16 protein-coding genes are annotated in these 21863 nt (G+C 63.3%); 4 read left to right on the forward strand and 12 right to left on the reverse strand.

Annotation, left to right across the window (positions count from 1 at the left end):
* Positions 1-74: 74 nt before the first annotated feature.
* The 12 genes from AC07VG_RS25430 to AC07VG_RS25485 all read right to left on the reverse strand — a co-directional run bounded on the left by AC07VG_RS25430 (position 75) and on the right by AC07VG_RS25485 (position 18336).
* Positions 75-1121 carry an autotransporter outer membrane beta-barrel domain-containing protein gene (locus AC07VG_RS25430; protein ID WP_495001874.1) on the reverse strand — a complete coding sequence of 349 codons (1047 nt, stop codon included), beginning with the start codon at positions 1119-1121 and terminating at the stop codon, positions 75-77.
* A gap of 308 nt (positions 1122-1429) precedes the next feature.
* The gene (locus AC07VG_RS25435; protein ID WP_495001875.1) at positions 1430-2182 is read right to left on the reverse strand and encodes a PIG-L deacetylase family protein; all 753 of its coding nucleotides are present in this window, start codon (positions 2180-2182) and stop codon (positions 1430-1432) included.
* A 141-nt stretch (positions 2183-2323) separates the two neighbouring features.
* The gene (glgX, locus tag AC07VG_RS25440) at positions 2324-4483 is read right to left on the reverse strand and encodes a glycogen debranching protein GlgX (protein ID WP_495022100.1); all 2160 of its coding nucleotides are present in this window, start codon (positions 4481-4483) and stop codon (positions 2324-2326) included.
* 211 nt (positions 4484-4694) lie between these two features.
* Entirely contained in the window at positions 4695-4967 is a 273-nt protein-coding gene (locus AC07VG_RS25445; RefSeq protein WP_495022101.1) for a DUF2934 domain-containing protein, read from the reverse strand.
* A gap of 16 nt (positions 4968-4983) precedes the next feature.
* On the reverse strand, positions 4984-7725 hold the full coding sequence (locus tag AC07VG_RS25450) for a malto-oligosyltrehalose synthase (RefSeq protein WP_495022102.1): 2742 nt from the start codon (positions 7723-7725) through the stop codon (positions 4984-4986).
* Entirely contained in the window at positions 7722-9803 is a 2082-nt protein-coding gene (gene malQ / locus AC07VG_RS25455) for a 4-alpha-glucanotransferase (RefSeq protein ID WP_495001879.1), read from the reverse strand. Before malQ ends, AC07VG_RS25450 begins: the two co-directional genes overlap by 4 nt.
* Positions 9800-11608 carry a malto-oligosyltrehalose trehalohydrolase gene (gene treZ / locus AC07VG_RS25460; RefSeq protein WP_495022103.1) on the reverse strand — a complete coding sequence of 603 codons (1809 nt, stop codon included), beginning with the start codon at positions 11606-11608 and terminating at the stop codon, positions 9800-9802. Before treZ ends, malQ begins: the two co-directional genes overlap by 4 nt.
* Positions 11609-11622: 14 nt before the next feature.
* Positions 11623-13188 (reverse strand): glycogen synthase GlgA, encoded by a 1566-nt coding sequence (gene glgA / locus AC07VG_RS25465; RefSeq protein ID WP_495001936.1) that lies wholly within the window; start codon positions 13186-13188, stop codon positions 11623-11625.
* Positions 13189-13525: 337 nt separating this feature from the next.
* Entirely contained in the window at positions 13526-14335 is an 810-nt protein-coding gene (locus AC07VG_RS25470) for a hypothetical protein (protein WP_495001881.1), read from the reverse strand.
* Between the two features lie 114 nt (positions 14336-14449).
* Complete coding sequence (locus AC07VG_RS25475; RefSeq protein WP_495022104.1) at positions 14450-15403, reverse strand: D-2-hydroxyacid dehydrogenase family protein; 954 nt, start codon at positions 15401-15403, stop codon at positions 14450-14452.
* 336 nt (positions 15404-15739) lie between these two features.
* Positions 15740-16204, reverse strand: coding sequence for an SRPBCC family protein (locus AC07VG_RS25480; protein WP_495001883.1), 465 nt, complete (start codon positions 16202-16204; stop codon positions 15740-15742).
* A 137-nt stretch (positions 16205-16341) separates the two neighbouring features.
* A complete protein-coding gene (locus AC07VG_RS25485) occupies positions 16342-18336 on the reverse strand; it encodes a methyl-accepting chemotaxis protein (protein WP_495022105.1) in 1995 nt (664 codons plus the stop codon).
* 112 nt (positions 18337-18448) lie between these two features.
* On the opposite strand from AC07VG_RS25485, the gene AC07VG_RS25490 reads away from it, so the two are divergent.
* The 4 genes from AC07VG_RS25490 to leuD all read left to right on the forward strand — a co-directional run bounded on the left by AC07VG_RS25490 (position 18449) and on the right by leuD (position 21806).
* Entirely contained in the window at positions 18449-18781 is a 333-nt protein-coding gene (locus AC07VG_RS25490; RefSeq protein WP_495022106.1) for a DUF4810 domain-containing protein, read from the forward strand.
* A 291-nt stretch (positions 18782-19072) separates the two neighbouring features.
* The gene (locus AC07VG_RS25495) at positions 19073-19573 is read left to right on the forward strand and encodes a hypothetical protein (RefSeq protein WP_495022107.1); all 501 of its coding nucleotides are present in this window, start codon (positions 19073-19075) and stop codon (positions 19571-19573) included.
* A gap of 200 nt (positions 19574-19773) precedes the next feature.
* Complete coding sequence (gene leuC, locus AC07VG_RS25500) at positions 19774-21195, forward strand: 3-isopropylmalate dehydratase large subunit (RefSeq protein ID WP_495001886.1); 1422 nt, start codon at positions 19774-19776, stop codon at positions 21193-21195.
* Positions 21192-21806 carry a 3-isopropylmalate dehydratase small subunit gene (gene leuD / locus AC07VG_RS25505; RefSeq protein ID WP_495022108.1) on the forward strand — a complete coding sequence of 205 codons (615 nt, stop codon included), beginning with the start codon at positions 21192-21194 and terminating at the stop codon, positions 21804-21806. Before leuC ends, leuD begins: the two co-directional genes overlap by 4 nt.
* The last annotated feature ends 57 nt before the right edge of the window (positions 21807-21863 follow it).

The raw sequence follows: 21863 nt of genomic DNA on the forward strand, positions 1-21863 counted from the left end.
GCTTTTAGCGTTTTCGCGGGCCGCTTCGCGAGCAAGCTCGGCTCCTACAGTGACCGTGTTCGGGCTTGATCGTGCTACCAGCGCATCCGCACCCCGACGTTGCCGATGATGCCGTTCAGGCCGGTGTCGTCGGAGGTGCCGCTGTAGTCCGCGCTGACATACAGGCTGACTGTCGGCGACACCTTGGCTACCAGGCCCAGCCCCAGCTCCACGGTGGAGCTGTTGCGACTGATGGCGATCTTGTCGACCGGTTCCAGGCTCAGGGAGTTGCCGCTGCCGAATGTGTGCCAGAAGTTGGTCCGCAGGTAGGGCTCCACGGGCAGGCCGTGCACTTCATAACTACCCCTGAGACTGGCACCGATCCGGCCACTCCAGGACGATGGGTCGGCGGACGTAGTCGCCTGCCCGGGACTGTCCACGCTACCTTGCTGGTTGACCACCTGGGCCTGGGGTTCGATCACCCAGTCCCGGCCCAGTCCGATCGGGAATCCACCCTCCAGCGAAAACGTCATCTGCCGCGAAGCCTGGCCTTGCAGAATGCCCTGGTCGGAGCGGGTGTAGAGCGTACTCTGGTTATTCATGGCGGTCAGGTTGACATGCCAGCCCTGTTGCCCGGTCAGGCTCCAGAACGCGCCGAGATTATTACCTTGGGGACTCAGGCCATCCATGCGCGGGTCGCGTGGTGCGGTGACAAAACCGTCAGCCCGATCCAGTGCGCCGCTGCTTCCGGTAAAGACCCCGGCGGTCAATGTCTGGCCGCCGCTGCGATTGCTGTAAAGGCCGGGAATAATCAGCAGGTCGCCAAAGGCGCCGGAAAACAGCGGATCGAGGTTACCGACCTCACCCTGGCCCAGCGTGCGGTCCTGGAAGCGAACCGTCGGATGGGCATCAGCGCTGCTCGATACAATGCCGGCGAACCGCCAGCCCGGCAATTGGCCGCTGCTGTTCAGTATTGGCAATCGACCCAGTGGCAAGGGCGCGAGCGTGTCGCCCTGGTACCAGGGGTGGAGGTCTTCTTCGAGAGGTGCTGCCTGGAGTTCAAGGGCGCAGCACAGTAAAAGCACAGTCGAAATCGTATCAGCCGTGGTCCTCAGGCTGCGGTGGGTCATGAACGTTTTCATCGGGTGTTCCTTGCTGTCGCATAAATACCTGAATTGGCGTCTCTCCTGCCCCCGAACGAGGGACGGCCGAAATCATCGAGGCAAACCGCCGGCGACCCGCTATGGCGGGCATCCGAAGGCTTGTCCCTTGGGTTTTGAAACCGGGGGTAGTCACTTGTAGCTAAGGAGAGCCGCAGGTCTGCGTCAAGAAAATAACTAATAAATAGATCTGTTTGATCAGGTTTTGCAAGTCATTGAGTAATCGGCTATTTGGTCTATTCAGGCTGATTCTGAGCGGGACCGGGAAGAGCGGCTTGGCCCTGTGTTTTTCAGATAAACACCATCTCGAACGGTTGCCGCGCCCGTTCAATCAGGGTCGGGGCCAGGACCGGTGGCAGTCCCAGTTCCGGATCGCCTTGCAAGTGGCTGTGGTAGGCGTGCGCGGCGTGCAGCTTGCGGGCAATACCCCAGGTATCGAGGCGGATCTTGCGGGCCCGGTGCCAGGGGATCAGGCCTTCGTCGCGCAAGGGTCGGAACCAGGCATGCATGGGGATCTCCAGCAGCGTTGCGCCGCTGGCGACGCAGGCCTGGGCGGCGGCGCGGCCGACGCTGTCATGATCGGCAATGCCGTCTTCGCGCCAAGTGGTCAGCACCACGTCGTCGGGGCGCAGGTAGCGCCGCAGGAATTGGCTGAGCGGTTGTTCCTGCTGTTCCAGCGCCCCGTGGCGAAAGCCGCCGCGAAGCCATTTCAGCCGGTGCAGTTCCAGGCCCAGGCGGCGTAAGGCTTCGGCGCTTTCCTGGGGGCAAACCACACTCAGGCGGCTTGAGGGCCAGAGGGTCGAGCCGGGGTAGAGGGCACTGCCGTCGGTAATCGAGATCAGCAGCAGCGGGTGTTCGAGGGTGGCGAGCAGTTGCAGCAGGCCGCCGCAACAATGCACTTCGTCACCGGGATGTGGGGCGATCACCACCGCCCGGGCCCCGGGCCGGATCAGGCGGTGCAGGCCAATGGTCGGGACACGGGCCAACTGCCGCGAGTTCCAGATCAGCGGCGCAACTTCGTTGCGTGCGGCTTGGGTGCTCATGATGTTTGTCACTTCCTTGTGTGGACTTGCACGCATCCTCCATCAGCCTTGATGTGTCCGGTGTCGCCTGGCGACCCGGGAATGCGCGGGTGAGTATCGCCCATATAGAGTGAAATGCGACGTTTATTGCGGAAAAAAACCTCAGGTTTCTTCGTCAGGTTGTAACTCGAACATCACCAGCGAGCGTCCGGTGAGGGTGTATTCGCGGTTGAAGGCAAAACGCTCCTGGCCCTTGACCTGCGGGTCGTTGGTGTCGAGCACGCAGGTCCAGTCCAGGCCTTGCGGCACTTCCGGCAAGCGGAAGTTGACGCCGTCGTGGTGGGCATTGACTGCCAGCAGCAAGGTCGCATCGGCGCCGGTGCGGGAAACACCGGAGACCTGGGCGCGGCCGTCGAGCAACATGCCCAGGCAGCGGCCATTGCCGTCGTGCCAGTGTTCGGTGGTCATTTCCTGGCCGTCCGGTGTCAGCCAGGTGACGTCCTTGATCCCCAGTTGCTCGTTGTAGTCGCCGACCAGGAAGCGCCCGCGGCGCAGGATGGGGTAGGCCAGGCGCAGCTTGATCAGGCGCTTGACGAACTTGAGCAGCGACTTGCCGTCTTCATCCAGCGTCCAGTTGACCCAGCCGATTTCACTGTCCTGACAATAGGCGTTGTTGTTGCCATGCTGGGTGCGGGCGAACTCGTCGCCGGCGACGATCATCGGCGTGCCCTGGGCCAGCAGCAGGGTGGCGAAGAAGTTGCGCATCTGCCGCAGGCGCAGGGCATTGATCTGCGGATCGTCGCTGGGCCCTTCGATGCCATGGTTCCAGGACAGGTTGTTGTTGCTGCCGTCCTGGTTGTTTTCGTCGTTGGCTTCGTTGTGCTTGTCGTTGTACGACACCAGGTCGTGCAGGGTGAAGCCATCATGGGCGGTGATGAAGTTGACCGAGGTGTAGGGGCGTCGCCCGCGCTGGTCGAACAGATCGCCGGAAGCGGTCATGCGCCGGGCGAAGTCGGCGAGCTGGCCGTCATCGCCTTTCCAGAATGCGCGCACGGTGTCGCGGAAGCGGTCGTTCCACTCGGCCCAGCCCGGCGGGAAGCCACCCACCTGATAGCCACCGGGGCCGCAGTCCCAGGGTTCGGCGATCAGCTTGACCTGGCTCAGTACCGGGTCCTGGCGACAGGCGACGAGGAAACTGTGCCGCTCGTTGAAACCGTCGTGATAGCGGCCGAGGATGGTCGCCAGGTCGAAGCGGAAACCGTCCACGTGCATTTCCGTGGCCCAGTAGCGCAGCGAGTCGGTGACCATTTGCAGCACGCAGGGGTGGCTCAGGTCGAGGGTGTTGCCGGTGCCCGAGTCGTTGATATAAAAGCGCTTGTCCTCGGGCATCAGCCGGTAGTAGGAGGCGTTGTCGATGCCGCGCATGGACAGTGTCGGGCCTTGCTCGTTGCCTTCGGCGGTGTGGTTGTAGACCACGTCAAGGATCAGCTCCAGGCCGGCGTCGTGCAGGTGTGCGACCATCTCCTTGAATTCGGCGATCTTGCCGCTGGCCAGGTAGCGCGGGTCGGGCGCGAAGAAGGCGATGCTGTTGTAGCCCCAGTAGTTGGTCATGCCTTTGTGCAGCAGGTGCTGGTCGTTGACGAACGCATGGATTGGCAGCAGTTCCACCGAGGACACCCCGAGCTTGCGGATATGTTCCAGCACCTCGTCGACCATCAGTCCAGCGAAGGTTCCGCGCACCGCTTCCGGCACCGCGGGATGACGCATGCTGAAGCCGCGTACATGGGTTTCATAGAGCAGGGTGCGCTCCCAGGGCACGTTGACCCGCTGGTCGTGGCCCCAGGTGTGCGCCGGGTCGATGACTTTGCTCTTGGGGACGAAGGGCGCACTGTCACGTTCGTCGAAGCTGAGGTCGGCGTCAGGGTGACCGATGGTGTAGCCGAACAGCGCCTCGGACCATTTCAACTGGCCGACCAGTTGCTTGGCGTAGGGATCGATCAGCAGTTTGTTGGGGTTGAAGCGGTGGCCGTTCTGCGGGTCGTAGGGGCCATGCACCCGATAACCGTAGATCAACCCGGGATGGGCGTCGGGCAGATAGCCGTGGAAGATCTCGTCGGTGTATTCGGGCAGTTCGAGGCGTTCCAGTTCCACTTCGCCGTTGGCGTCGAACAGGCAGAGTTCGACCCGGGTGGCGTTGGCGGAAAACAGTGCGAAGTTGACCCCCAGGCCATCCCAGGTGGCCCCGAGCGGGAAGGGCAGGCCTTCGCGGATTCGCGAGGCCTGGGCTTCGGGCGTGGGTTCGGGCTTTTTCGGCTTGGACATGGGCGCTCCTGCGGGTGTGTTCTTGAAAGCCCCACGTGACGGTTGGAGATCGTCTTGACCTCGCGCTCGCAACGAGGGTCAACAGCGGTCGCTGTGGGAGCCGGCTTGCCGGCGATGAGGCCCTTGAGCCTTGTGGTGCTCATCCGGACGCTATCGCTGGCAAGCCAGCTCCTACACGGTTTGTGGTGCTTTCACTGTTGCTGACTGATGTTCAGCCGGCTGACGGCTTGCGGGGTGCTCGGGGTTTCTTTTCGGCGGTCGGTTTGGTGGCGGCGGTAGCCGATTTCGGGGTGGCCGCGGGCTTGGCGGCGACCTTGGGCTTGGCGGCGGGTTTGGTCACGGTCGGTTTTTTCGGCGTCAGCGCCTCGGCTTCCGCCAGCTTGCGCGCCATCTCCCAATGCCGGGCCTCCTGGCCCTCGGGGCGGCCCTCCGACTCCCAGATCTGATAAGCAAACTCACGGATGCGTTTTTCGTCGGTACTCATCGCCATGCTCCTGAACTCAAGTTTGGATAAAGAGATTGACCGGGAAATCTTCGAGTGCCGCACCCACCATCAGCTCGTTATGGGGTGTGACTGCGCACATCGAAAATAGTCCCTTTAATTTGCGCCCCGGTGCGGCGAATGGCAGTTTGACCCGCGTATCGCCCCAAACCGGTGCCTGTACCCGCGGCAGCTGATCGTCGGCCAGCAGTTGGGCCGACAGCCGGGGGATGATCACAATGGCGCGCTGCGTCGGTGTGCCGCGCATGAAAGCCAGCACCTGTTCGGCCCGCTTGCCGAGCACTGCCAATGGCTGATAGTCGCCACGACTGAAGACCCTCCCATATTCAGCCCGCACCCCCAGAGTACGGGCAATCAAGGCCTGTTTGAGTCGACCGCTGCGCCAGTCCGTCAACAGCTCCCCTGGCGCTGCCGGTTGCTGCAATGCCTGTTGCCGGGCCGCGAAATCCACCGCTCGGCGATTGTCCGGGTCCACCAGGCTGAAGTCCCAGAACTCGTTGCCCTGGTACAGGTCTGGCACGCCCGGTACGGTCATGCGCAGCAAACACTGGGCCAAACTGTTGAGTGCGCCGGCTGGCGCAATCTTTTCTACCGCTGCCGCCAGGGCCGTGCGCAGTGGCAGGCCGGCCGGACGGGTCAGCAGTGTTTCGAGAAAATCGCGGCAGGCCTGCTCGTAGGCCTCGTTCGGTGCGCTCCAACTGCTGTGCAGCTTGGCTTCGCGCAGGGCCTTGCATTGCCATTGCCAGAGACGTCCGGCGTAATCATCCAGCCCGGCCGAATCGTCGCTCGCCAGGGTCAGCGGCCAACTGCCCAACAGCGCCTGGTAGAGAATCAACTCGTCCGCCGCCGAGGGGGCCAGGGGATCAGCGCGCAGGGCTTGGGCCAGTTGGCGAAAGCCTTGCACCTGTTCGACATACCAGGGACCGTACTCGCTCAGTACCGCCAGCCGCGCGCGGCTGTCCTCGCCCCGTTTGTGATCATGGGTGGCGCTGGTCAACAGGTTGTCCGGGAAATTTTCCAGGCGTTGTCGGTTGGCCGCATGGAAGGCCTGCGGGGGGGCGCTGAAGCGCTCGGTGGCAAAGCCCACGTCATTGCGCGACAGCAGCACCGCCGAGCGATAGAACGCCGTATCTTCGACAGCCTTGGCGGCCGTTGGCGAGGTCAGTTGCTGGAAGCGCACGCAGGCATGCTTGAGCAGCTTGCGCTGACGCCCTGGTGCGCGCTGGCGCCAGGGTTGTCCGCCGAGCCACTGTTGCAGGTAGTCGAGCAGCGGCCAGTCGGCCTCGCCGAGGGTGGTGCGAGCGCCGGCCAGGGCCTGTTGGAAAAACCCCTCGTCCTCGGCCGGGCGGCCATTGGCGTTGATATAGGTGCGGTACACCGGGTAGTGCACAATCAGCGCCTGCAAGGCTCGGCGAATCGCGCCGAGGGTCAGGTCGCGGCTCATCAGGTCGTCCCGGGCCACTTGCAGCAGGGCCTGGGCCACGCTTTCGCAGTCCCCCGCCAGCCCGCCGGCAAGGACCTGCTGGCGGGCCAATTGGGCTTCCTCGGCGAACTTGGCGGGGCGCTCGCTCAAGCGGCTCCAGAGTTCGCTCAAGGGTTGCTCGCCGCGCGGATCGTGTTGCAGCAGCGACAGCTGGTCCATGAACTCGTAGCCGGTGGTGCCGTCCACCTGCCAGTCGCGGTGCAGGTTTTCGTCCTGGCCGAGGATTTTCTCCACGTAGATCGGCAGGTGCCGTCCGGGTGCCAGGCGATCGACCCGCCGGCGCAGTTTGCGGCAGTAGCCGCGAGGGTCGGCGAGCCCGTCGATATGATCGATGCGCAGGCCATCCACCAGGCCGTCCTCGATCAGCTGGAAGATTTTCCGGTGGGTGGCCTCGAACACCGCCGGGCGCTCGACCCGCAGGCCACCCAGTTCGTTGACATCGAAGAAGCGCCGCCAATTGATGTCGTCGGCGGCGGTGCGCCAACTGGCGAGGCGGTAGTGCTGGCGCTCCAGCAGCCGGTGCAGGCGCTGGAAACCTTCGGGCTGGCGCGAGTCATAACGTGCAAGACTCTGCTCGATGGCCGCGTGGAAATCGCGGCGTTGCGCCAGTTCCGCGCGCAGGACCTGCGCCTGGGCATAGGCGTCGGGCAGGCTGTTGAGGGCCTTGAAGTGCCCGGCCAGGGTTTCCAACTGGGGGATATCGGCGAGTATCTGCGCGTAGTCCCGGGGACAGATGGGAAAGCGGTGCTGGTAATGCTCGATATGGAAGCCGCCGTACTCGGCATCGAAGCGCAGGGGGATGGCGCCTTCCTGCAAGGCCACGCCGTAGTCGCTACCGAGGAAGGGCATCAGCAATTGCCCTTCGAGCAACGGGTCGGGCGAGTGCCACTGGATATCGAAGAATTCGCCGTAGGGGCTCTGCCGGCCCCATTCCAGCAGGTCCAGCCACCAGGGATTGTCCGCGCCGCCGACCGCCATATGGTTGGAAACGATGTCGAGGATCAGGCCCATGTCGTGTTGACGCAGGGTCTGCACCAGGCGCCGCAATGCCGGTTCACCGCCCAGTTGCGGATTGACCCGGGTCGGGTCGACCACATCGTAGCCGTGCATCGAACCGTCGCGCGCGGTGAGCAGCGGCGAGGCGTAGACATGGCTGATGCCCAACTGCGCGAAGTAGGGCACCAGCGGCACCGCGTCATCCAGGTTGAAGCCTTGATGAAATTGCAGGCGCAGCGTCGCACGCAAGGGTGGACTCATCGGTCACGCTCGGCGGCCTGGAGGCGGGCACAGGCCAGCAGTTCCAGGCGGCGGGCGGCGTCCACATCGTCCAGCAACTGGCTGCTGTCGCCGGGCAGGCGTCGACGCCAGTTCGGGTGGCTATCGAGGGTGCCGGGCAGGTTGGCTTGTTCTTCGACCCCCAGGGCGTCCTCCAGCGGCAGCAACACCAGGGGCGCGCGGGTATGACCGAGGAAACGCACGCTGGCATCGAGGATCTGGTCGGTTTCGTGGGACTCATCGCGGAAATTCTGCGGGTCGTTGCTCAAGGTACGATGCAGGCCGTCACGTTCATGCTGGCGGGTTTCGCGCCAGTGATCGGCGGTGCTGTTGTCGATCAGGCCGAGTTGGATATTCCAGTCGATATCCCGGGCATGCCACCAGCCATTGAGGGTCGGCAGGTCGTGGGTGCTGGTGATGGCCAGGGCGTTGTCCGGCCAGTCGAGGATCGGCCGGAAGCGATGGTCATATTCCTGCTCGAACAACAGCACGCGCATGCCGAGGATCGCCCGGGCGGCGAGTTTTTCCTGCAGGCCCTCGGGTACCGTGCCGAGGTCTTCGCCGAGCACCACCGCCTGGTGGCGCGCGGACTCCAGGGTCAGCAGGCGCAGCAGGTCGTCCAGCGGGTAATACAGGTAGGCGCCGTCACTCGGCGGTGAGCCGAGGGGGATCACCCAGAGCCGTTGCAAGCCCATCACATGGTCGATGCGCAGGCCGCCGGCATGGGCGAAGTTGGCCCGCAGCATCTCGATAAAGGCGCGGAACCCGTGGCGCTTCAGACCTTCCGGGGCGAAGGCCGAGATGCCCCAGCTTTGCCCGGTACGGTTGAGGATATCCGGCGGCGCGCCGACGGTGAGTTCGGCCAGCAGTTCATCCTGCCGGCTCCAGGCCTGGCTGCCGCCGCCATCGGCGCCGACGGCGAGGTCGGCGATCAGGCCGATACCCATGCCGCTGTCCCGGGCGGCCTTTTGCGCGCGCTCAAGGCAGCGGGCGACCAGCCATTGGCCGAAGGCGTAGAAACCGATCTCCTCGGCCTGCTCCTCGGCGAAGCGGGCAAGGACCGGGCTGTCGGGATGGCGCCAGATCGAGGGCCAGTGGCGCCAGTCGGTGCTTTCGCCGCGGGCGCTGCAGGCCGCCTGCAGGGCTTCGAAGCGACAGTGATTTTCCAGGGCTTCGCCGCCGATCTGGCGAAAATGCGCGAAGTCCGTGGCGAGCGGGTGGGTGCCGAAGCGGAAGCCGTCGTACAGTGCGCGCAACAGGTGCTGTTTGGCGCGGGCGGCGCGGGGCCAGTCGATCAAGGGCAGCGCTTCCAGTTGCCGCAGTTCATCGGCCAGCCCAGTGGTGTCGATGGCCTGGCGCAGGGCCGGTGCGCCGAGAATCGCCTCCGGCGCCGCATATAGACTGTTGAGAAACAACCGGCTGGAGGGCGAGTAGGGGCTGTAGCGTTGCGGGTCGCAGCTGAACATGGCGTGCAGCGGGCTGATCGCCAGGGCGTCGGCGCCGCGCTCGCCGGCGGCCCGGACCAGGTTTTCCAGGGCCAGGGTGTCGCCGAAACCGCCGTCGCCGGCGCGTTGCAGGGCATACAACTGGACCGTCAGGCCCCAGGCACGAGGTGTTGCGCTATCGGTGGCCGCCGCCACGCTGTGGCACTGCGCCGGGGCCACGGCGAGGGTGAAGTGCTGGCCGGCGATATGCACCGTCTGGTAACCCACTGGAATCTTGCCCGGCAGCACCGCGTCCTGGTCCAGCTGCAAGTGCAGGAGCGTGCCGTTCTCCAGATGCACCTCGCAGGGGGTGGCGGCGGCGAAATAGTGGGCCAGGTCCAGGCCCTTGCCGACGTCCACGGTCAACAGCGGCGGCAGATGTTTTTGTTGCTGGGCGAGTTGCAGTTCCCGCAGGCTGTTGTCGATGGCCAGGTCAGTGTCGGCGGGATGGCCGAGTCCGGCCAGGATCTTGCGCAAGACCTCGGGCCGGACTTTCTGCGGACGGCCATTGGCGTCGATCCAATCGACGGCCAGGCCGGCCCGGCTGGCGAGTATTTCCAGTTGCGCGTCGCTCATGGGTGCTCTCCGGTGGGTGACTGCATGACGTCCCCGGGGGTCAGGGTAACCAGCGCACAGTAGGGGGCCAGATGACCTTCATCCAATTGGCGACTGGCCCCGGCGGTGCTTTCGAACAGCAAACGGGCTGGGCTGGGCGGGTGATGGCTGACGGACTCGGCGCTGAGATTGAGGTCGATGCGCAGCAGGCTACCGTCGCCCATGCGCCAGCGCGCGCTGAGGGCGCCATCGGCCAGCACATCGCTGCCCAGGGCCTGGGCGCCGGGGAGCCGGGGGATGATTTCCCGGTGGCGCAGCTCCAGCAGTTGCCGGTAGAGGCATACGGTGGCCTGGCGATTGAGGTCGTCGCTGGCATCGTTCAGGTCGGGGCGCGAGTCGTTGAAGCTGTCGGCGGCATTCGGGTCGGGAATATGTGCCCGGTGTGCGGGGTCGGCAAAGGCCGGAAAATCGGCGAATTCCGCGCGCCGGCCTTCGCGCACCGCGTCGGCCAGTTCACCGTGGTGATCGGTGAAAAACAGGAAGGGCTCGCGGGCCGCGGTTTCCTCACCCATGAACAGCAAGGGGATCATCGGTGACAGCAGCAGCAGCGCCGTGGCCGCCCGCAAGGCCGGGGCTGGGCAGAGCTGGTTGAGGCGCTCGCCCAGGGCCCGGTTGCCGATCTGGTCGTGGTTCTGCAGGAACAGCACGAAGGCGCTGGGCGGCAGATGGGCGCTGGGCGAGCCGCGACTGCGGCCGTGACGGTCAGGATGGCCCTGGAAAACGAAACCCTGGCTCAGGCAGCGGGCCAGCTTGGCGGTGGTTTCCCGGGCAAAGTCGGCGTAGTAGGCGTCGGTTTCGCCGGTCAGCAGGACGTGCAAGGCGTTATGGCCATCATCGTTCCACTGGGCGTCAAAGGCTTCTTCCAGCAGGCTGGCCTGGTTGTGTTCGTTTTCCAGAGTCAGCCACACGTGTCGCGTTGGGTCCACCTGTTGGCGAACCGCTTGGGCCAGTTCGTGGAGCAAGGTGCTGTCGTTGATCGCGTGTACGGCATCCAGGCGCAGGCCGTCGAAACGGTACTCCAGCAACCACATCAAGGCGTTGTCGATGAAAAAATCGCGGACTTCGCGGCGGCGAAAATCGATCGCCGCGCCCCACGGAGTCTGCTGGTCGTCGCGGAAGAAGTCCTTGGCGTATTGGCCAAGGTAATTGCCGTCCGGGCCGAAGTGGTTGTAGACCACGTCCAGCAGCACCATAAGGCCATGTCCGTGGGCCGTGTCGATCAGGTGCTTGAGGTCTTCGGGCGAACCATAGGTGGCGTGCGGCGCATAGGGCAGCACGCCGTCGTAGCCCCAGTTGCGCTCGCCGGGGAATTGGCCCAGGGGCATCAGCTCAATGGCGGTGATGCCCAGTTCGGCCAGGCGCGCCAGTTGGTTTTCGACCTGGCGATAGCCACCCAAGACCCCGACATGCAGCTCGTAGATCACCGCCTCGTGCCAGGGCCGCCCCTGCCAATCCTTGTGTTGCCAGTGATAGGCCAGGGAATCGACCACCTGGCTCGGGCCGTGCACATCGCCGACCTGGCGCCGCGAGGCCGGGTCGGGCACCAACTGCTCGCCGTCGATATGGAAGCGATAGTGGCTACCGACCGGGCAGCGGGCCTCGAGGACAAACCAGCCGTCGTGCTGCGGCAGCATGGCCAGGGAGCGGCCATCGTCGAGCTCGACGCTGACGTAATAGGCATCCGGTGCCCACAGCGCGAAGCGGGTGTGCTCGGCGTCCAGCAGGGTTGCGCCATGAGGCCAGGTTTCCAGAGTCCGTAACGGCATCTATGAAGACCTCCTCAGTGCTGGCCCGACCTGCTCCGGGACTTGGCGACCAGGTTCTGGTACAGCTCGGCGTAGGGCTCCACCGCCTTGCACCAGTTGAAGGGGGCCGCCATGGCACGGCAGCGCATGGCGTTGAGCAGCGGTGGATGGGCGAACACCTTGAATGCCCGGCTCAGCGCCTCGGCATAACTGTCCACGCTGGACTCGTCGAAGAGGAAGCCGGTGACACCGTTCTCGATGGTGTCGGCCAGCCCGCCGGTGTTGCGCGCCACCGGCAGCGAGCCGAAGCGCTGGGCATACATCTGGCTCAGGCCACAGGGTTCATAGCGCGAGGGCATCAGCAGGAAATCGCTGCCAGCGAACATGCGGCGGGCATCGGTTTCGTTGAAACCGATGCGCACCCCGATCCGCCCTGGGAAACGCAGGGCCAACTGGCGCATGGCCTGTTCTTCTTCCGGTTCGCCACGGCCGATGATCGCGATCTGGCCACCTTCGGCCACAATCATTTCGCTGACCGCCTCGGTCAGGTCCAGGCCTTTCTGGTAGACCAGTCGCGAGACCACCGCAAACAGTGGTCCGGTCGATGGATCGAGGCCGAACAGGGTCCGCACATGGGCGGCGTTGACCGCCTTGCCGTCCCAGTCGCCCGGGGTGAAGGGGTGGACCAGGTGGCTGTCGGTGGCCGCATCCCAGCTTTCATCGATGCCGTTGGGAATCCCGCTGAGCAGGCCCTGGTGGGTCTTGCTGGCAAGGAATCCGTCCAGGCCACAGCCGAATTGCGGGGTGGTGATTTCCTGGGCGTAGGTGGCACTCACCGTGGTGATATGACTGGAGTAGGCCATGCCGGCCTTGAGGAACGACAGCTTGCCGTAGAACTCCATGCCTTCCTGTTGCAGGGCGTGGGGCGGGATCCCCAGTTCCGGGCAGCAGGCGAGGCTGACCACGCCCTGATAGGCAAGGTTATGAATGGTGAACAGGGTCGCGGTGCGCTGGCCGCGCCAGTGCATATAGGCCGGGGCCAGGCCGGCCGGCCAGTCGTGGGCGTGGACCAGGTCCGGGGTCCAGTGGATCTGCGCCAGGTTGGCGGCGATATCGGCTGCCGCCAGGCCCAGGCGGGCGAAGCGGATATGGTTGTCCGGCCAGTCGCGCCCGTTGTTGGCGCCGTAGGGGGTGCCATCGCGCTCATAGAGCTCGGGGCAGATCAGCACGTAGATCACCAGGCCGTCGGGCAGGTCCATGCGGCCGATCTTGCACGGTGGCAGCGCGGCGTGGCCACCCAGCTCGCCGATGATATGGATCGGGTTGTCGCTGTTCATCACCTGCGGATAACCGGGAATCAGCACCCGTACATCGTGCAGGTGGTGCATGGCCCGGGGCAGGGCGGCGGACACGTCGCCCAGGCCGCCGGTCTTGACCAGATCGGCGAATTCGGAGGTGACGAACAGCACCTTTTTCTTGTTGGAATTGACAGCGGCTGCCGTCAACACAGATTTTCCTCCCGCCAAGGGGGCTGACACGGGGACCGCTTCGCTGGCCTGATTAAAATGCTCTTCCTGAGTTTCCAACGCAGCGCTGCTGATCATGTGACTCTCCCATTTTATTTGATCTGGTTCTTTTTCTCTTTCATACAGCGTGCCCAAACCGCTTCCTTTGGTCGGACACACTGGTTTCGCGCGACTGGGCGAAGGATGCCCATCGCACGGAGGCAAGAAAGAGTGGGGAGCCCCTGTCCGCATTACATCCGGAACAGACGCCCTACCTCTAACCTGACCGGCCGCCGCATCAGAAGTTTCGACTTTTTTGCGCGAAAATGACTGGTCGGTCAGCAGGCCCGAAAATCAGTGTAGGAGAGATGTCGCCACTGTGAGCGGCGTTGTTTAGACGAATATTGGGAAAATACGGCGCAGTTGATCTATGTCACAGGCGATCCTGGGCGAATGCCCCGGAACGGCCGCACATCACTGGCGCAGGTTCGAAGCCCAAGCGCTCGAAAATAGTGCGTTGGTGGCTGGGCAGCAGTTGATGGTATGCCCAGATATAGAGCCCGCCGATTTGTTGCTCGATCACCTGGTCGAGAAATAACTGCAGATTGTGATCGCTCAGGCCACGGCTGGTCAGCGCCAGGATCAACTGCCCAGGCCGTGCACCATGGGCCAGGGTACGCTCCAGGGATTGGCCCACGTAGCGCTCGATTTCGGCATCGGTCCACATCCGGCTGGCGTAGCAATAGTGCACGATCTGCTCGCAATGCCCGGACTCGACCACTTGCCGGATCTTGTCGTTGAGGGCCATGCCGGTGCTGCTGGTGGGGGTGTTGTAGGTGTAGCCCGAGATAAAGCCAAAACGGGTCTGTTTGTTCCGCTGCTTGAGGATCTGCATGGCCGTGATGACATTCGGGATGTTCATCTGGCACTCGTCGTCGAAGTCGACGCCGTCCCAGTTATTGTCGAGGGTCGCGTTGACGATGGCGTCGATCTCGTTCTGGTCGGCCGGCTTGGCCTTCGGTGAGCAGAGGCCGCCGCCGTAGCTCCAGAGCACTTTGCCAGTGTAACCGTCTGGACGTGGAGCTGCCGAGGTAGCGGGGCTCCAGCCGGGTGTGCTGACAGTGCCGGTGGTCAGGCCGTCGAGATGGGTCACCATACCGTACATCATCTGGGTGAAATGCGGCATGGGTTCGCGAGTGAGGGTCTGGCTCCAGCCGCCGAGTTCGAAGGTGGGTCGGGTCATGCTCGTTCTCCTGGGCGTGCCGTCGAAGGTGACGGCACTTCAGGAGCGAGTAAACGAAGCCACGAGACTGACGTGGAGGTACTTATCTATCGCGCCAGCCAGGCAGCCGCGTGCTTAGCTCAGGAGCCGGATCGGCTGCCCGGCCGACCAGGCCTGGATATCTTCGATCATCTGGCTGTAGAACAGCCGGTAGTTGTTCTGGCTGACGTAGCCGACATGGGGGGTTGCCAGGACATTGTCCAGGGTGCGGAACGGGTGGTCGGCCGGCAACGGCTCCTGTTCGAAGACGTCCAGCGCGGCACCGGCCAGTCGGCCTTGCTCTAGCGCCGCGATCAGCGCCTGTTCGTCGACGATCGGCCCACGTGCGGTGTTGATCAGGTAGGCCGAGGGTTTCATCCAGGCCAGGGCCTCGGCGTCCACCAGGCCACGGGAACGCTCGCTGAGCACCAGGTGCACGGTGAGCAGGTCGGCCTGCTTGAACAGTTCCGCCTTGCTGACGTATTCCACGGCGGATTCGGCGGCGCGTTCGGCGGTGAGGTTCTCGCTCCAGGCGATGACCCGCATGCCGAACGCCTTGGCGTAGCCGGCAATACGCTGGCCGATGCTGCCCAGGCCGAGGATGCCCAGGGTTTTGCCATACAGGTCGCCGCCCAGGCCTTGCTGCCAGTGTCCGGCGCGCAGGGAGTTGGCCTCCTTGAGCAGATTGCGGTTGGCGGCCATGATCAGCGCCCAGGTCAGCTCCGGCGCGGCCTGCTTGTAGCTGTCGGTGCCGCAGACCTGGATGCCCAGGGCGCTGGCGGCCTTGATATCGAGGGCGGCGTTACGCATGCCGCCGGTCACCAGCAGCTTCAGGCGCGGCAGTTGGCGCAGCAGGGCCTCATTGAACGGGCTGCGCTCGCGCATCACGCAGATCACCTCGAAACCACCCAGGCGCTCGGCCATGGTTGCGGTATCGGTCGGGTAGTCGTGGAGAAAACTGACCTGGCCCACGGTGCTCAAGGCACTCCAGTCCACCGCCTCGGCGGCCACGCCTTGCCAGTCATCGATTACCGCGATCTGTAGGGGCATTCACTCTTTCCTCATTATTGTTTGCTGACCCGCCGGTCGAGCAGGTCCTTGAACGGGTAATAGACCGGCTGAGTGAAGATCATGTCGTAGATTAGCGCCGAGTTCCAGGCGATCGCGACGTGGGCGCGCGGGCATTCGACATACAGAATTTTCAGAAGAATCGGAGCGATGCTGGTGAGCGGCGATTAACCCTGGATTAACGCATCTCTTGAGAGCGCCACTGAACCTGTAGGAGCCCGGCTTGCCGGCGATGGCGTCGGTGAGTTCAATGCAGGACTTGATGGCCTCATCGCTGGCAAGCCAGCTCCCACAAAATTGGCGGAGGGCTGTGAGGTGTCAGGCCGTGGAGCGCTGTGGGGTTTCCAACAGGTGCTTGAGGTTGTCCATCGCCCGCGTCGAGACCTCGACCATGCGTGCGTGCAAACCGTTCAGGTGCAGTTCGGTGATGTATTGCAGGGTGCGGACAAACAGCGTGCCACGGCCGTCACGCAACAAACTGTAGTGGATGCAGCCATCGACCACGGCGGAGGTAAAGGCCATCTTGAACTCGCCCGGGGCATCGGCGATGACCACCCGATAGTTCATCTCGATCCGTAAACCCAGCAGGTCGATGACTTCGGTGAAGCGCTGATCCTTGGGCAAGGGACCACGGATGCCGGTCTCGGCGCTGACGGAGGTGGGGTGCCATTCGTGCCAGCGATCCGGCTGGGTCACGTAGGCGTAGACCGTCTCGATATCGGCTTCTATATAGACTTTGTTGCTGAGCGTTTTGGCATAAGGCTGGAAAGAGGGGGGTTCCATGGCTCTGCTCCGACTGCAATCCTTGTTAAAAGGCGGAAACAGTAATGAGCATAGGTGATACAAAATATTTCGTACTTTACAAAACCAACACAAGACCGGCGGTCGTGCCCCGACTCCGGGGCACGAGCGGCAGCGTGTTACTTGACCTTGAAGCGGCCCATCAAGGCGCTGACGCGGTTGTTGGCGTCCAGCAGGCTGTGGGTGTTGGCATCGGTGGCATGACCGCTCTGGACCAGTTCATCGACCATATGGCGGATCTGCACCATGCTGCGGTTGATCTCTTCGGTGACCGAACTCTGCTGTTCGGCAGCCGTGGCGATCTGGGTGCTGAGGCTGTTGATATGGCTGACGGAGCCGGCCATTTCATCGAGCCCGGCGTTGACCCGCGCGGTGGCGTCGGCCGCGGACTGACAGCTGGCCTGGGTATTCTCCATGGCGGCGACCGACGAACTGACCCCCTGGGTCAGGCGCGTGAGCATCTCGTTGATTTCCGAGGTGCTGGCCTGGGTCCGGGCGGCGAGGGCGCGGACCTCGTCGGCGACCACCGCGAAGCCACGCCCCTGCTCGCCGGCGCGGGCGGCTTCAATGGCGGCGTTCAGGGCCAGCAGGTTGGTTTGCCCGGCAATGGCGCCGATCACCCCGAGAATCTCGGTGATGCGCTGGGCATCCTGCTGCATGCTCTCGACCTTATGGGTGGCGCTGGAGACTTCGTCGATCAGGGCGATCACGCTATTGGACGCCTCGCCCACCACCACCCGCGAACGGTCGGCATGTTCGTTGGCGCGCTGGGTGAAGGCGGCGGTTTCGGCGGCGTTCTGCGCCACGGTGTCGGCGGTGGCACTCATCTCGGTGATGGCGGTGACCGTCTGTTCGGTTTCCGAGGCGTGGCGGGTGAGGATCTGGTTGGTATGGGCCGAGGTCTGTTGCAGCTTGTCCAGGCTTGAGGCCATGTCGCCGGTGGCCTGGGTGACTTCGCCGATCATGTTCTGCAGGTAGACGATAAAGCGGTTCACCGAGTGGCCGATGGCCCCCAGCTCGTCTTCGGCGCGGATGGTGATGCGCCGGGTCAGGTCGGCATCGCCGGTGGACAATGCGTCGATATTGGTCTTCAGCGCGCGCATGCGGTTGACCAGCTGGCTGATGGCATACACCTGCAACAGCACCAGCAGCACAATCATCGGGATCTGCAGCAGGGCCAGGGTATTGAGCACGTCATCGCGCTGGGCGGCGAGCAGTTGGGTCGGCAGGGCCGTGGCGAGGTACCAGGGGGTGCCTTCGATGGGGCGCATGAAGAAGGTGCTGGCCACGCCGTCATTGTTGAATTCCACGCGATGGGACGCGGCGTCACGGTTTTGCAGAGCGGTCTTGACCTGTGCGGCGAAGGCCGAGTTGCCGGCCAGGTCGTTGATGTTCTTGAGCACCACCGGGCTGTTGATATGGCTGCTGTTGCTGATGATCTTGCCGTCGGCTTCGACAATCAGCATTTCACCGCCGATGTCTTTTTCCTTGCGCGCCACCAGGTCGTTGAAGAAACCCAGGGTCACGTCGATGGTCGAGACGCCGTACGGCGCACCGTCGCGCTGGATGGCCATGGCGCAGTTGGTCCGCGGTTCCTGGCTGGCGTCATCCTTGTAGGCCGCCGCCCAGGCGCACTGGCCGCGTGGGGTGGCCATGCCGCCCTTGTACCAGGGTTGCTCGTAATAGTTGGGCGCTTCGGCACTGTTCCAGAAAGTATTGACCTTCAACTGGCCGTTGGCATCGCGATGCCAGAAGGTGCTGTGCTTGTTCCGTCCTGGCGTGCGCTGACCGGGCAGGGGCCAGATACCGCCACCGAAGACCTTCAACTCGCCGTACTGGTCCACCAGGCCGGGCAGGACCTTGTCGATGGTGTCGCTGTCGAGCAGGGGAATGGTCTGGGTAATGCTGCGTTGCTGGGCCTGGACCTTGTTCAACTCGCCCTTGATCTGCTCGGCCACTTCGGCCACGCGGTTGAGTACGACCTGTTCTTCGGTCTGGCGCAACGTGGGGGCGACCAACTGGCTGATCCCGACCACGGTCAGGACGAACAGCAGCAGAACGAACAGGACCAGAAACAGCGTGTAGCGGGCTTGGATCGTACGGAACATGGGCATGGGAGCTGTCCTAGCAAAGCGGTTTTTATTATTCGGTCGGCCTGATCTCGTCAGGGCTTCGTTCGGTTATCGGCTTGGGGTAAGCGAGCTTTAGGTACGATCGTGCAAGAAAGTGCCAGGGAGCCGTGAACACTTTTGCGGATTACCCAAGCGCGGGCTGGCGTTCATTCTGGCGAACGCGATGTTCTGGCAGTCGTTGCTGGCCCAGGCGGGCGGGATTGCCGTCAGCGGAGGCTCCACGCTGAGTCAGGCGGGCAATGGCGTGCCAATCACCAATATTGCCGCGCTACCGGGCTATCACGTCCATCTGGGCATGCTCTACGGCAGCCTTGGCAAGGACGATCAGATGGTGCAGCAGTTCCACACCGAGAAAGCCTTGTTCCCTGAATCGACGGCTTACATGGACTTTCTATTGGGCAATGCCAAGAAGGGGATTAAGCAATGAATCCACGTTTTCTGAGTGCTCTGGACGCTCTGTTGCTGGTGAGTCTGCTGGGTGGCTGCGCAGTCCCCAAGAGCGTGGATTATTCGTCGTATTGGCTTCGCCCCAACCCACAATTGCAGTACATCTTTTCGATGGGTGTCTTGTAACAAAGATTGTATATTTGTACATTCATGTTACATGACTGGAATCATTTCTTATTTCCACCTTTGACAGGACACTGCTTATGCTCGCCTTGAAAGGACCTCAGCAGCACGGTGACATCTCCCGCGACCGTATGGCCGGAGGTCGGGTATGAGCAGTGGTTCAGTCGTCGCCTGGGCCACCGCGCTCAGTACTCGCGTGTTTGAGCGCAAGGCTGCCGATACGAAGAACGCCAACCTGCAGGAAATCAAGAACAAGCAGGTGCTCAACAACATCCCGAGGGATCCGACCGCCCTCGACACCACGCAGATGCAGAAGGACAAGCTGCAGTCGCAGTTCAAGGGCTTCGACCCGAAATCGGTCACCCCGGATCAGTTGACCAAGTACAGCAATATCCTCAAGGAACATGGCCTGATCAGCACGACCACCGCCGGCCTGCTGGCTACCGCCGGGACGAAAAACAAGCCAGGCGAAAAATTCAACGCGCTGGACTATTTCGCCAGCCAGATCAGCACGCTGCAAAGCGGCAGCTCCAGCGACCAGTTCTCCAATCATATGATCCCGGAATACAAGAAGGCGATTAACGTGTTGCTGAACCTGCAGCAGTTCGCCAGTTCCGGCGCGAGCATGTCGATCGATACCAAGGTCTGAAACCCTTGTCGCACTGATGACCGTCTGCATCGGCCAGGTGCTTGCGCCAGGCAAGCGCCGATCAAACACGATCCATGTTCCCAGCCATCACCCTCCCGCCATTGATGGTCCGTGCTCGCCGCCTATGATGACCGTGACGTCTGTCGGCCTGCCGCCGTGATCCGACAGCCTCGCGTACTTTCATTCCTGCGAGCGCCACCATGACTCAAACAAGAACCCTCTACGACAAGCACATCGACTCCCATACGGTGTGTCGCCTCGATGATCAGGGCCATGTCCTGCTGTATATCGACCGTCAGGTCATCAACGAATACACCAGCCCGCAAGCCTTCAGCGGCCTGCGTGAAGCCCAGCGCGGAGTCTGGCGCGCCGAAACCGCGCTGGCCGTGGTCGACCACGTGAACCCCACCGCGCCCAAGCGCATTGCGGCCATGCCGGACGCCGGCGGTGCGCGGCAGGTGTCATACCTGGCCGAAAACTGTGCCGACTTCGCTATCGAACTGTTCGATGTGCTCGACAAGCGCCAGGGCATCGAGCATGTGATCGCCCCGGAGCAGGGCTTTATCCTGCCGGGCATGGTAGTCGCCGCCGGTGATAGCCACACCACCACCTATGGTGCCCTCGGCGCGTTTGGCTTCGGTATCGGGACCTCGGAGATCGAGCATCTGCTGGCCTCGCAGACGCTGGTCTACAAGCGCCTGAAGACCATGCGGGTTACGGTCAGCGGCGAGCTGGCAGCGGGGCTGACTTCCAAGGATGTGATCATGGCGCTGATCGGCAAGATCGGCGCTTCCGGGGCCACCGGCTATGCCATCGAATTCCGGGGTTCGACCATCGATACCCTGAGCGTCGAGGCACGCATGACCATCTGCAATATGGCGGTGGAGGCGGGCGCGCGCGGTGCTTTCATGGCGCCGGACGAGAAAGTCTTCGCCTACCTCAAGGACAAACCCCGGGCGCCAAAAGGCGAGCTGTGGGAGCAGGCCGTGGTCCGTTGGCGGGAGCTGCACACGGATGTCGGTGCGCGGTTCGACCGCGAAGTCGAACTGGATGCCAGCGCGCTGGAGCCCATGGTCACCTGGGGCACCAGCCCGGACCAGGCCGCGCCCATCGGTGCGCGCGTGCCGGACCCGCAAGGCATCAGCGACCTGATCCTGCGCCAGGACATGCGCCGTGCCTTGAACTACATGGGGCTGGAGGCCGGCATGCCGTTGAACGAGATCGTGATCAGCCATGCTTTTATTGGCTCCTGCACCAACGCGCGAATCGAGGACCTGCGTGATGCGGCCCGTGTGGTGCGTGGCCAGCAGGTGGCCAAGCATGTACGGGCGATGATCGTGCCGGGTTCGACCCAGGTGCGCGATCAGGCCGAGGCCGAAGGCTTGGCGGCGGTGTTTATCGACGCCGGCTTCGAGTGGCGGCAGTCGGGTTGCTCGATGTGCCTGGCGATGAACGATGACGTGCTGGAGCCCGGTGATCGTTGCGCCTCCAGTACCAACCGCAATTTTGAAGGGCGTCAGGGCGCGGGCGCGCGCACGCATTTGATGAGCCCGGCGATGGTCGCCGCGGCAGCCATTGCCGGACACCTGATCGATATTCGCCACCTGGAGCCAAGGCCATGAGCATGCAGCCGTTTTCCCAAGTCACCGGCAACGCCGCGCCGATGCTGGCGGCCAATATCGACACCGACGTGATCATGCCCAAGCAGTTTCTCAAGGGCATCGATCGCAACGGGCTGGACCGTGGTTTGTTCTTCGATCTGCGGTTTTTACCTTCCGGTGAACTCAATCCTGAATTCGTGCTGAACCAGCCGGCCTGGAAAGGCGCCAGCTTCATGGTGGTGGGGCCGAACTTCGGTTGTGGTTCCAGCCGTGAGCATGCGGTGTGGGGACTGAAGCAGATGGGGATCCGGGCGCTGATCGGTAGCAGTTTCGCCGGGATTTTCTACGATAACTGCCAGCGCAACGGGGTGTTGTTGATCACCCTGGACGAGGCCACGGCGCAGCGTTTGGGGCAGGTGGTGAGCCAGCCGCAGAGTGCGCAGATCAGCATTGATCTTGAGGCTCAGCAGATCCGTTTGCAGGATGGCAGTGTTATCGAGTTCCAGATCGATGGGTTACGCAAGACGGCGTTGATGCTGGGGCTGGATGCCATTGGCAGCACCTTGCAACGGAGCGAGGAGATCAAGGCGTTCGAGCGGGCGCATTTACAGGCCAATCCCTGGTTGGCTTGAAGCCGAGGTTGACTCATTGTGGCGGGGGGGGGAAACCACCCGCCCCACAAGGGTTGT

Source organism: Pseudomonas sp. GW821-FHT03C07 (genome assembly GCF_059420925.1).